This window comes from Methyloprofundus sedimenti (assembly GCF_002072955.1).
GTDB classification, from domain to species: Bacteria; Pseudomonadota; Gammaproteobacteria; order Methylococcales; family Methylomonadaceae; genus Methyloprofundus; species Methyloprofundus sedimenti.
The window spans coordinates 158,702-170,586 of record NZ_LPUF01000003.1 but is presented as its reverse complement, the minus strand read 5'-3'; the positions used below and the strand labels follow the sequence as shown (position 1 = coordinate 170,586).

15 protein-coding genes are annotated in these 11,885 nt (G+C 39.8%); 7 read left to right on the top strand and 8 right to left on the bottom strand.

Translation table 11 applies throughout. The annotated features are described in order from the left end of the window. Window positions 1–172: 172 nt before the first annotated feature. Genes AU255_RS15650 through AU255_RS15640 form a run of 3 tightly spaced genes read right to left on the bottom strand, consistent with a single transcriptional unit; the run spans window position 173 to window position 1,614 of the window. Window positions 173–523, bottom strand: a complete 351-nt coding sequence (locus tag AU255_RS15650; protein WP_080523861.1) for a hypothetical protein — start codon at window positions 521–523, stop codon at window positions 173–175. A 46-nt stretch (window positions 524–569) separates the two neighbouring features. After that, window positions 570–1,205 (bottom strand): glutathione S-transferase family protein, encoded by a 636-nt coding sequence (locus AU255_RS15645; RefSeq protein ID WP_080523860.1) that lies wholly within the window; start codon window positions 1,203–1,205, stop codon window positions 570–572. 25 nt (window positions 1,206–1,230) lie between these two features. Continuing rightward, window positions 1,231–1,614, bottom strand: a complete 384-nt coding sequence (locus tag AU255_RS15640; protein WP_080523859.1) for a hypothetical protein — start codon at window positions 1,612–1,614, stop codon at window positions 1,231–1,233. A 309-nt stretch (window positions 1,615–1,923) separates the two neighbouring features. Here AU255_RS15640 and AU255_RS15635 point away from each other — a divergent pair, with 309 nt between their 5' ends. The 4 genes from AU255_RS15635 (at window position 1,924) to AU255_RS15620 (ending at window position 4,597) form a co-directional block, all read left to right on the top strand. Next, window positions 1,924–2,352, top strand: a complete 429-nt coding sequence (locus AU255_RS15635; protein ID WP_080523858.1) for a hypothetical protein — start codon at window positions 1,924–1,926, stop codon at window positions 2,350–2,352. 265 nt (window positions 2,353–2,617) lie between these two features. Then, window positions 2,618–3,622: an RES family NAD+ phosphorylase gene (locus tag AU255_RS15630; RefSeq protein WP_198942658.1), complete on the top strand. Its 1,005-nt coding sequence runs from the start codon at window positions 2,618–2,620 to the stop codon at window positions 3,620–3,622. Window positions 3,623–3,932: 310 nt separating this feature from the next. Then, entirely contained in the window at window positions 3,933–4,238 is a 306-nt protein-coding gene (locus AU255_RS15625) for a type II toxin-antitoxin system HigB family toxin (protein WP_080523856.1), read from the top strand. An 8-nt stretch (window positions 4,239–4,246) separates the two neighbouring features. After that, window positions 4,247–4,597, top strand: coding sequence for a helix-turn-helix domain-containing protein (locus AU255_RS15620; RefSeq protein ID WP_080523855.1), 351 nt, complete (start codon window positions 4,247–4,249; stop codon window positions 4,595–4,597). Between the two features lie 300 nt (window positions 4,598–4,897). Here the strand turns inward: AU255_RS15620 and AU255_RS15615 are convergent, their stop codons facing one another. From AU255_RS15615 to AU255_RS15595, 5 genes are all read right to left on the bottom strand, one after another. After that, on the bottom strand, window positions 4,898–5,629 hold the full coding sequence (locus AU255_RS15615) for a cytochrome b/b6 domain-containing protein (RefSeq protein WP_080523854.1): 732 nt from the start codon (window positions 5,627–5,629) through the stop codon (window positions 4,898–4,900). Window positions 5,630–5,973: 344 nt separating this feature from the next. Further along, window positions 5,974–6,186, bottom strand: coding sequence for a hypothetical protein (locus tag AU255_RS15610; protein ID WP_080523853.1), 213 nt, complete (start codon window positions 6,184–6,186; stop codon window positions 5,974–5,976). 45 nt (window positions 6,187–6,231) lie between these two features. Next, on the bottom strand, window positions 6,232–7,227 hold the full coding sequence (locus AU255_RS15605; RefSeq protein WP_143735847.1) for an IS30 family transposase: 996 nt from the start codon (window positions 7,225–7,227) through the stop codon (window positions 6,232–6,234). A gap of 57 nt (window positions 7,228–7,284) precedes the next feature. Then, window positions 7,285–7,656, bottom strand: a complete 372-nt coding sequence (locus AU255_RS15600) for a hypothetical protein (RefSeq protein ID WP_080523852.1) — start codon at window positions 7,654–7,656, stop codon at window positions 7,285–7,287. 213 nt (window positions 7,657–7,869) lie between these two features. Continuing rightward, window positions 7,870–8,202 carry a YegP family protein gene (locus AU255_RS15595; protein WP_080523851.1) on the bottom strand — a complete coding sequence of 111 codons (333 nt, stop codon included), beginning with the start codon at window positions 8,200–8,202 and terminating at the stop codon, window positions 7,870–7,872. Between the two features lie 264 nt (window positions 8,203–8,466). On the opposite strand from AU255_RS15595, the gene AU255_RS15590 reads away from it, so the two are divergent. The 3 genes from AU255_RS15590 (at window position 8,467) to AU255_RS15580 (ending at window position 11,839) form a co-directional block, all read left to right on the top strand. Next, a complete protein-coding gene (locus AU255_RS15590; RefSeq protein WP_080523850.1) occupies window positions 8,467–8,973 on the top strand; it encodes a GNAT family N-acetyltransferase in 507 nt (168 codons plus the stop codon). A gap of 124 nt (window positions 8,974–9,097) precedes the next feature. After that, on the top strand, window positions 9,098–10,441 hold the full coding sequence (locus tag AU255_RS15585; RefSeq protein WP_080523849.1) for a (Fe-S)-binding protein: 1,344 nt from the start codon (window positions 9,098–9,100) through the stop codon (window positions 10,439–10,441). A 9-nt stretch (window positions 10,442–10,450) separates the two neighbouring features. Further along, window positions 10,451–11,839, top strand: coding sequence for a protein adenylyltransferase SelO (locus AU255_RS15580; protein WP_080523848.1), 1,389 nt, complete (start codon window positions 10,451–10,453; stop codon window positions 11,837–11,839). Window positions 11,840–11,885: the final 46 nt, after the last annotated feature.

The window sequence follows — 11,885 nt, the reverse complement described above, 5'->3', positions numbered from 1 at the left end:
ACCCGAAAGTATGACGTAGGATTTTGGCATCACAGGCGTGCTAGGAAAACAGGCGCATAGCAGGCTACGCAACTGGTTTTCTAGCACGCCTGTGAAGTCAAAAGACAAGTCAGACTCGGGTATTATTGAATTCTCGCTCCTAAATATCTGTGGGTAATGAGAAGTTACGCCATTAGACTGAATTTGGTACTTTAATTTGCAAGTGCTCAATGACTTTCTCTATCACTTCTTCCGCCGTTAAATTGTCTAAGCGTATGCTCTGGTCATTTGCGGCTGCTTCAATCAGGTAGGGAAATTCTAAATCCAGACCGTAATGATCAATACGCTGGGCATAGCTATAGATATAAGCGGATAAATCCCGTTGCGTTGAAGGATAAATAATACGCACCGCTTTTTCATTGAGTTCGCTTTCGTTCAGTAGCATAAAGTTATCAGGACCGACTTCGTGCTGCAATAGGATAAGTATAGATTTGATCGTTGGATCTTTGTCCAGGCGCCAAATATTTTTTACTGTTTCTGTCATGGTTTGTAGTCTCGGGTTATTGCAGTAAAAAACAGTTTTTGAAGTATTATTGAAATAAGGAGGAATAGCCTTCTTCTTTTAAAACTTGAATAGCCGCGGGGCGTTTTAAAATAGTGTGATAATGAGCAAGGCAGTTATCAGGTAAATGAATGCCTATGCGTACTGCCCAAAATTCACAATAAAATAAAGCCGCATCAGCAATAGAAAACTTATTGCTAATAAAGCTTTTTCCTTCCAGTTGTTTGTTGATCAAAGCAAAGCCTTTTTTTACAATGATGTCGCCTTGTGCTTTAACGCGATCAACATCGGCTTCGTTAAAAGCATAATTGTCCGTGGTAAAAATACGTGTAAAACCTTGCATATGTAAGGTATTAACCACATAGTTCATGGTCTCCAGCACTAAAGTATCACCCTCTATATCACCTGGCATTAGCTGTGCTTTGGGGTAGGTACGTGCCAGCCAGTAAGCAATGGCACTAAACTCAGTAATCGCGGTGCCCTCTTTTGTAACCAGAGTTGGAATAGTGGATTTCGGATTAATCGCCATATAGTCGGGTTTGTATTGATCGCCCGCCGGTAAATTAACAATATGCGCTTCAAAGATCAGCTCTAACTCTTCCATTAGAATATGTATGCCTGTCGAGCAGGAGCCGGGGGTCATATATAATTTTAGATTTGCCATTTTGTTGGTTATTTGTGTTGTCGATTTAATCTGGAATGCTTATGGTTTTAAGCGGCAATGCTTCGTTATTAAACAAGCCGCGCTGCCTAATCATCGCCTTAAACGCTTTCATTACCGGGCGGGACAGTGTGGTTTCAGCTAATACACGTTTTTCATAGATAACGTCTTTTATGTCGTCAGTAAGATTATTGCGTGCATGGTTAATTAACTGGTGCATTTCTTCACCCATTAGCTTGCCCTGTTGCGTTTTTACTTGATCATAAAGTAATAACATTCTGTCTTTTTCTTCGGCTTTCATCTTACATTTACCATCCAGAATTTTAAGCATCACAGTAGTGACACAATCTACCTGTTCGGGAGATAAAGGATTATTAAGTGACCATTGAGTAATCGTGTCAGCTGTCGTCATTGCTAATTTTATTGGGGTATTAATTAAGTCAAATTCAAGTGCAGTATTAGTTTTATGGATTCAATTTGACAAGGCATATAGAATTCCCAGCAAGCTAGATGCCAATGTGCATTGTCAGTGGTTATTGAATGGGAAAAGCAAGTTATGGTACGAGGATTGCCTTATTATTGATCAGGCTTAGAGCATAGCCAAATAAGGTTATTTGTTGGCTTTACGACACTCATTTTAAAATAACTGAGTTCGCATGTCGTAAAGACGACTTAATTTTTCCAGACGTCTGAGTCATTGACAAACAAAGGAAATTTATTTATGCCAGAAAACACATTAGTCACATTTGCAGAATATCTATCAGCTTTAAAGAAAATGACACGGCGGCAATATGATCGCAATATTAATAAGGATTTATCACAACAAAAATGGCAAGAAATATTTAAACGTAATGTCACAGAATCACTAAAGCAAGCCTATCAGGAATCATTACTACAGATACAAAAGCTGGATCTTACTGATGAGATAATGAAGCCGCAGTTATTAGCATTATTTGAGGGTTTTATTGAAGAATTTATGCAATACACCTTACACAAACACCGTACTTCCTGCGCGTTGTCGAATTTTCCAGATGAACACAACCCCAGTCAGGATTATATTACTGAGGTGTTATTGCAGGTCAATGCTGATTGGCAGGGATTTTGCCAGCAAGTAGAGAAACTGCCGACTTTGGAAAAGGTTCAGATTTAAACTAGAGACCACAAAGTGCTAAGTATTTTCAAAATATTGACTGACTCAAAACAGCCAAGCGCTGGCTATTATTCGTATCTGGTTGCCTTGTAATTAATGCATGTAAACTCATTTAGCTTTAGTGCCGACCCGTCTTGTTATTGACAGAAGGTGGGAGTTAGAGTGTATGATCATTAGATTGAGACAGTAGTTTGTTATGTTTTAAAAGTAGGAGTCCAACATCATCAAACATATTGCATGTTCAGAGTGCTTTGAGGATCATGGGTTGCGCTTAGATGCGTGGCGCCTCGGTGTTGAAGAAAAAGCGAACTGTCCTAACTGTGGTGATTCTGAGGGTCGAAAACTTAGTGAAAAGTCACTGGAGCAGCTCGCGCACAGATTTTTCGTCTGGGGCTCACTTCATAAATATGATTTTGGCACAGCGCCAGTGATTCAATTCAATCAGCATCAAGAAACGTCGATTGATGTATCGCCGGGGCTAAGAAATGATATTCACCTATTTGAAAAGCTACTGGATGTAGGTTTCTTTCACTATAGTCCAAGATTGTGGATGGTAGGTGAAATAGAACCACTTAAAGACCTTCAAGATGAAAGAAATCAGCGCGCAATAATTAAACGAATATTTGCCGAGTACCCTACAAGACCCTTGGGTAACTCTCATCAGTTGTATCGCATTAGAAAATCACCAAGGTCTCCTGGATCTGATTCTGAATACGATAGTCCTCCTATAGAGTTTGCTAGTAGCGGTAGATTGGATGATCAGGCCTTTCCTGCACTATACACCTCTGAAGATTTAGATGTTTGTCTTCATGAGTGCCGAGTTACTGCTGAAGATGATATATATTTGGCCACACTTCAACCGGTTAATCAGCTGAAAATGTTGGATCTTACCGTGCTTATTAAAGAGGAGAATGTCACTGAATTTGAAAGTCTAGATCTTGCTATGCATATGCTTTTCTTAGCAGCTTCACATGCCTACCCAATAACAAGAAATATATCTCGTGCAGCAAAAGAAAGGGGCTATGACGGCATTATTTATCCATCTTATTTTAGCTTGCTACGTCTTGGTATTATGCCTTTTCAAACAACTTATGGGCTGTCACACAGAAGAATTCCTCAGTACCAAGACTATGAGCAGCATACTGCTATTCCAAACGCTGCAATATTTGGCCATCCGATTGCTGACGGTAAATTGAAGATAAAGTGTATAAACAGGCTGGTACTCAGTCAGGTGGCTTATGATATACGATTTGGGCCTGTCAGAAATTGAGTGGGCACAACCTAACAAGGCGCTGCTGTCGGACAAATTTGCCGCAGCGCTCCAAATTTGCCACAGCGCCTAGGCTGGGTTAGCAGCTCCACTGCGTAACCCAGCTTATTTGCTTTGTTTTTTTCAAGGTGAGCCCCCACTCAAGTTCATTACCAAGAATTTTGGAAAGCTTGTTGCAAAATATATTGATTATTCTCTAAATAACGGATTGCTTGATGCAAGCTACGGCCCTCATCATTTATAGCTGAAAATATGAGGTATTGATTAAAAAATAAATATTCCCAAAAAGGGAATATGCTACTATTAAACGATGAGGATTATAGCCAAATCGACATTGAGAATTTTTTGGGAAAGTAGTCCTGAGTATATTGATGCAAAAATAGCAATGACGGAATGGTATAACTACTCATTGAAAGCTGAATGGACTACTCCTCATAAAATCAAGGAAAATCTTAAAAATGCAAGTATTCTGAAAAACAATCGTGTTGTATTTAATATTTGTGGTAATAAATATCGAATTGTCACAAGAGTAGATTATCAATTCCAAATGATGTTAATTCGGTTTGTTGGAACTCATGCAGAATATGACAAAATTAAGAATATTGAAGAAATATAGGTGACAATATGAAATTAAAACTCATCAAAAATGATAAACAACTTAATGAAGCTTTAGAAAGAGTCAATCAACTTTGGGGTGCTAAAAGCGATACTATAGAACGTGATGAATTAGAGGTTTTATCGTTACTTATTGAAAAGTATGAGGAAGAGCATTACCCCATTCCTGCTTCAGAACCGATTGAAGCCATAAAGTTTTTAATGGCACAAAACAATTTAACTCGAAAAGATTTACAGCCCTTTATTGGTAGTATGGGGCGTGTATCTGAAATACTCAATCGAAAAAGAGACTTGAGCCTTAGTATGATAAAGCGCTTACATCATGGTTTAAAAATTCCATATGAATCTCTTATCAATTAATGAAATAACGTAACCCGGCTTTGTATATTAAATATACCTCATTTTATAGCCACTCTTTTAATGTGCTTTATGTTATGTCTTTTGCTCGAATCATCTTCAGATACGGCGCAAAAGAGCTAAAAGTAGCGCTTAGGCTGGGTTACGTTTTCCGCGCTCCGCTTGAAAATCTAACCCAGCCTACGAGCTTAATTAATGCATATAAGCTCGTTTAGTTACAGTGCCTACCCGTCTTGTTATTAACAGGCAGTGGGAGTTAGTGTGTATGTTCACTAGACCGAGATAATAACGCGTTAGAAATTATCACTCTGCATCAAATGGTTTTTCAGAAAATACTTTTTTACCGGTAAACATTGCGGAAATAAGCCCATTATTCTCTTTTAACTCTGATACCAATACTCCCAGTAAATGCAAAATAATGGCAGCCAGAAGCACGTAAAACACGTAATAATGAACGGTAATAAACGGTTTTCTAATATCACGCATTTCTTTATAAGCTGCTTCATTGATCCCTACTTTTGAATACGGTTGCACACTCTCCACCATCGAAGGATCACTAGCGATCCATTCTTTAATGGTATTACCAAAGGGAGGCATGTAGACATCGGTTCCGGCCAGGACCAGGCCTGTTATCGCTTGTGCAGTCATCAGCAAAAACAATAATCCGACCATTAATCGAGCAATAGGACTATGTCCCAGGAACCCCACTGGTTTAGCTGATTTTGCCCCTGTCATCATGGCCGACAATTGAGCACGATGTTCTGCATTAAACGGTACTATAGAATGCCAGCGCGCATAACGGTTACCGAAAAACCCCCACACAATCCGCCACGTTAAATTAGCTGCAAATACATAACCAAAGTAAACATGAACCGTTTTTAATATCAACTTGCCCTCATTACTCACGCCAAGGGCTTTATCATTCAATATCGCCACACCAATGGCAATCGAGGCTAATATGCAGAACACATTTACCCAATGAAAGATGCGAACAGAACGATCCCATACAGGATAAGCAGTTAGTTGTTGTGTCATGATTTCTCTCCTTGAGAAAATAGAAATGAATTAGGGGCACTGAGTCATTTAGATTTTGTCTGGCATACCTATAAAATAATCATTAGCTTAAACTAAAAGGCAGTGTTTGTTTTTTGCCGTTAATTTAGCTGAACGTAGCCATAATGATTGGCTGATCTTTTACATTTAATGCTTGCGTGAAGCTTTCCGACTGACTAAACAGCAGCATCCTTTGTTTATTGAAGTATAGAGGATTATAAAAGCTACGTTGATTATATACATTACAATCCTGTTAAACACGCTTATGTTCAGCGGGTAATAGAATGACGATATTGAACGTTTTATCTGTGACTTGAAAGAGCGCTTTATATTATCAATTTTGCTCGAATTATATTCAGATACGGAACAAAAGAGTTAAAAGCAGAATTGAAAATAAGATAGGCATCACCAGGGTCTTTTTGTTTGAGTTCTGCGATTTCATTTAGCAGGCGCGGAAGCATTTTAAAGAGGTTTTCAATCGTCATTGCTAGCCACGCATCATTAGTCACCCATTTATCGATCAATTCATCAAGGCGCACAAAAGTGCGTTTTAGTAGCGGGTATGTGGTTTTACTTTCGCGAATTCAAGCAATTAATGCAACACCCTGTGATTTATTTATATCAACCCCCGTTATTTGGCAAAATACTTCCCATGGAGTTCTGTAATTTAACCCTTTTCTTGGACGATGATTAAGTGCTGTAATTGCACTATCAACCTCATCTTGAGTTACCTTATCCAAAGGTTCTTTTTTAGGGAAGTATTGCCTTAATAAGCCATTGTGGTTTTCATTTAAACCTCGTTGCCACGAATGATACGGTTTGGCAAAATAAGTGCCGCAGTCGAGTGTTTTTGCAATGGCTTCATGCCCACAAAACTCACGTCCATTATCAAAGGTAATCGTGTGAACCCAACGTTTAAAAGGCTCAAGAGCATTGATAATCGCCTCTTTCGTTAATTCAGATTCTTTACGCTCAATTGAGATGGCGAAGTTGAGCTTTGAGACCCGTTCAGTCAGCGTCACCAATACGCCTTTATGTCCTTTACCGATAACAGTATCTGCTTCCCAATCACCTAAACGCGTTTTATCATCAACCACTTGTGGTCGCTCATCAATATCAACACGGCTGGGTATCGTTCCGCGATAATCATTTTTTCCATATCGCTTACGATAAGGTTTGGCTTGATGCCTCAAATAAGTATACAAATCGCCACCGGCTGCTTTGTTAGCTAAAATATAACGGTAAATAGTCTCATGACTGACGGAGTCCTTACCTTGTTGTTTTAAGCGTCCTGAAATACAGTCAGGACTCCATTTCTCTTTGATTAAAGGCGTTATTATCTGTTGTAACTCAGCCGTCATCTTGATGTTTTTGGGCTTATCAATATGGCGTTGTTTAGCTATTCTCTCAGCTTGCTTGTAACGATAACCACACTGACCTGTATTACGCGTAATTTCACGTCCAATAGTCGATTTATGACGCCCCAATGTGATGGCTATTTGATTCTTAGAAACGCCTTGTTTTAGTTGCGTATAAATGTAAAATCTTTCCTCTTGGGTTAGATGGTTAAACGTGTTCATTGAGCACCTCTTTTTAGTTTCAGGTTTTAGTCGACGGAAACTATACCATCTAACCCTTTAAAGAGGTGTTGCAGTTATTATATGAATTCGGGTTTCTTTTAGGGTTCTCAGCATAAGATAAGCTTCAAAAGCTTCGTCTGTATACGTTCTGGGCTTACTCGATTCTGTTAAATAGACGCTTTTGTATCGCGCAAATAAATCATCAAACCGGCTTATAAAGGCGGCTTCTGAGTTAAGCTCAAGAAAAGGGCGTAAGTTATCGCTTATTACCGCATAGCTTTTATCGAGAGGGCTGGTGACCTTATTGAGTTGTGCTATAAAATCCTTATTGCCAATTTCGCTTGTTAGAATGGCTTCAATGGAGGACAGCTCAGTATGAGTGATGCAAATATTAGCAAATTCTTTGGCGATAATTAGTTCAATACTCATCATTGCTTCTCTTGGCGGCAGAGTAGTAGACAGAAATTATTCTGCCAACATTTATATAACTATGAAAGGCTAAGGTATCCAACATAAGGAATAAGTATTTATTAACTTCGATATTTGATAAGGAGTGCAATAGCTTTAGCTGTTGCTGTGTATGACGAAAAAAGCTAAAGCTTTTTTACGCCTGCTCAAGTTATTAACGGCTTATTCCCAAGCTTATGTAAGATCTGAAATTTCAGCAATACAGGCATTGTCTTTCATAGCGTGTAAGGCATTGTCGAAAACCATTTGTGAGTTAAATAAAATGCTTTTTGCAATAATGTCACCTGCAGAATTTTTGATCACAAAGAAGCTTTCGCCTCCTGGTACTCTGCCTGCCGCGAGTAGTTCGCCCATCAATGAGCCGACTCGAGTATCTTTAATGCCTTGTTCTGCCTCTTCTTTATTATCATAATCACCACTCATCATAATAATTTCACTGTTGCTATTGAGATAATGGAAATAAAACTGTTTATCATCGTTGCATTTAAGCTCAAAAATTGCAGGCATAAGTTATTCTCCTGAGAATAAAAGTAGTTAGGGATTTTAATATTGAGACTTCCTAAGTTTTTTATTAAGCAAGCGATATGCCAGAACACTTGTTAGTATTTATAGGGGCTAGCGCCCTAAATCTGAGTAAATTGTTTGTTCTATAACAATTTAAAAGTGATTTATGTGGGTATTGTGACGGCTGAAGTCAGTCTATGAGGTTTATTGCAATATAAAATATGCTAGGCTGAGTCATAATTTCAATTTAGTCCCTTAATCAAGTTTATGCTTAATTTTAATGAAGTTACCACTCACGATGAAATTGAGCGTGTTGTCGATCTTGCTTATGAAATCTGGAATGCTCATTACTTGCCTATCATCGGACAAAAGCAAATTGACTATATGCTAGATACTTTTCAAAGTAAGGCTGCAATCAATGAGCAGATAGCTACAGGGTATAAATACTTTTTAGTACAACATAATCAACACAGTGCAGGGTACTTTGCGCTTGGCCCTGGTGGTGACCTGGCTAATAGACAAATTAGCAAATTATATATAAAGCTGGATCAGCAAGGCTTGGGAGTGGGTACTGCCACTATTTCATTTATAGAAGCTTTTTGTCGTGACCTGGGCGTCAAGAATATTTGGCTAACAGTTAATCAACATAATATTCGATCCATCCGTTTTTATGAGCAGCGGGGATATAGAAATGTCGGCTGTTTAATTCAGGATATTGGCAATGGTTTTGTAATGGAGGATTATAAAATGTTAAAAAATCTATCAGAAGTTTAGCTTGTTTTGTAAGGTTTGCTACAGTCTGTTTTAATATTTATTGTTTATAAAACAATTGGTTGTGAATACTTTATGACTGGCACTTAACTTGCTGTCACTATTGTATTAATACAATAGGGGCAGTATGAAACTTTTTCTTGATTGGTCTGCATACAAAGATGCAGGTATGGGCGATGCCTATGCTGATATACCTAAAATGGGTGATGATTTCGCTAAAGCGGTTGCCGTATGCATAGGCAGTCGCGCCTGCGAAAATAAGGACAGAGGCGTAATGTGCCCCAGCTTTCGCATTAGCGATAAAGTGGAATTATCTACCGGAGGGCGGGTTAAATTACTTAAGTCCGCTCTGAATGGCGAATTCGGAAAAATGCCGTTTAATCATTCAGAGCTAGCGGAGGCTATGGATTTATGCGTTAGCTGTAAAGGGTGTCAACGTGAATGCGAGAATGAAGTTGATATGTCGCTTATTAAGGCTGAATTCCTGGCGCAGCGTTATAGTGAAACAGGCGTTCCATTGCGTAGTCGCTTGTTTGCGGCTTTGCCAAAATTAATTGTTAACGTACCTTTCTTTGCTCGCTTAATTCAGTGGCGTAATCATTCCCCTTTCGCGGTTCGACTTGGAGAGCAGTTATTAGGTATTAGTGCTCAAGTTAAGCTGCCCGAGCTGGCAAAGCAGTCATTTATCGCCCCCACTGAAACACCTGCAGATCAAACCAAAACTGAAGTCGTTTTGTTTGTTGATACCTTTAATCGACATTTTAATCCTGCGGTTGCCGATGCGGCTGTAGCGGTTTTAAAAGCAGCAGGCTACCCAGTTTATGTGTTAGATAAAGCGCAGCATGATTTGGTTGATAATAGGCCTTTATGCTGCGGTCGTACCTATTTTGCAAATGGTATGATCGAACAAGCCAGACAAGAAGCCCGGCGTTTATTGGCTGCTTTAACACCCCACCTGGAAGCCAATCGCACCATTATAGGTTTAGAGCCTTCGTGTATTTTAAGTCTAAGAGATGAATATCTGACTTTAGGTTTGGGTGAGTCAGCAAGGCAATTAGCAGGCAAAGTTTTATTGTTTGAGGAATTTATAGCCAGAGAACAAACGGCTAAACACTGGACATTAAAATTCAAATCCCTGGGCGACCAAAAAATGTTGGTGCATGGTCATTGTCATCAAAAAGCCATGGGTGCGACTAAGTCAATGCGTAAAGTTTTGAAGTTAATTCCTGAGTTGAACAGTGCCCAGATTGAAGCGAGCTGCTGTGGTATGGCCGGGCAATTTGGCCTGGAAGCGGAACATGTTGAACATGCAAAACAAATGGCAGAGCAGGGGCTTTATCCCGCGATTCGGGCAGAGGCTGAAGCAAGGGTTATTGCAAACGGCTTTTCGTGTCAGCAACAAATAGTGAATGGTGGCTTTGCAAAACCGCTACATATTGCCGAAGTATTATATGCAGCTCTTGATCAATAAGCGTCTACTATGAAAAATATGATCCGGACGAATAGCTGGCTACAGCAGTCGGAAGCTTTTTATCAATATGTCGCACCAACGCCGCTAGCTGATCCGTATTTTGTACATTGCAATGAGCAAGTCGCGCAGTTATTCAGATTAAGTGCCGAACAATTAAACAGTGATAGCAACTTGCGCTATTTTAATGGCGATGAAATAGCCGCGCAATTATCGCCTATTGCCACTGTTTATGCCGGCCATCAGTTCGGCATTTTTACTTCAAAGCTGGGCGATGGTCGCACTATTTTGCTGGGTGAAGTGCTGGGATTTAAAGGCGATAAATACGAAATCCAGCTAAAAGGCGCGGGGTTAACGCCTTTTTCGCGGACTTTAAATGGACGTTATTTGTTGAGTGATGCGCTGCGTGAATATCTGGCGAGCGAAGCTCTATCAGGGATTGGTATTCCTTGTACCCGAGCTTTATGCCTATTGGGAAGTCGTACTGAAATAGGATCGGGCACGGCGGCTATTTTGGTGAGAATAGCCAGGTCTCATTTGCGTTTTGGTCACTTTGAGTATTTTCATCACCTAGAAGATTTCGGCGCTGTTCGGGAATTATTTAATTTTGTGCTGGAGCAGCATTTTCCTGAATTACTTAATGAAGTGCCAGCACAGCGACCGCTGAAATTTCTGGAAATCGTGATTATGCGTACAGCACGACTGCTTGCTTCGTGGCAAAGCGTGGGCTTCACACACGGCGTGATGAATACCGATAATATGACCTTGAGTGGAGAAACCCTGGATTTAGGTCCTTTTGGTTTTATGGAGGCGTATGATCCGGCTTTTTCGCCAAACCCCTCTGACGACCAAAACCGATATCAATTTGATCAACAAGCGGATATTGGGCGATGGAATTGTTTGGCATTAGCCCAGGCAGTAAGTTCCTTATTAGCTACGCCAACCATACCCGCCGGCTTACTGCGCTTGTATCGACAAACCTATCAACAGCTGTATTTGCAGATTATGCGTGAGAAATTAGGGCTGTACACTCAGCTTGATGGTGATAGGGAGTTTATCAACAGTTTACTTACCGTTTTAACGCATACACACGCTGATTATACTGACTTCTTTAGGAATCTTGCTCAATTTGAAACAGGCTGTAAAAGTCAGGATTTGTTTCCAGATATTGCTGATATGGATTTATTGCAAAGCTGGTTGCATCGTTATCAGGAACGATTAGCCGTGGAAAGGAGGCCCAACAAAGTGCGTAGGAAGGCTATGAATCAGATAAATCCAGCTTATATATTGCGTGAAAGTATATTGAATAGGGTCGTCCAGTCTGCTGAAAAAGGGGATTTTACGGAGTTGGATAGAGTGATGGCCTTGCTAAAAAATCCCTATCAAGAACCGCTCACGTGATGCGCTTCGTACCGCACCATCCTGTCGTTATTAATATTTAGAACGA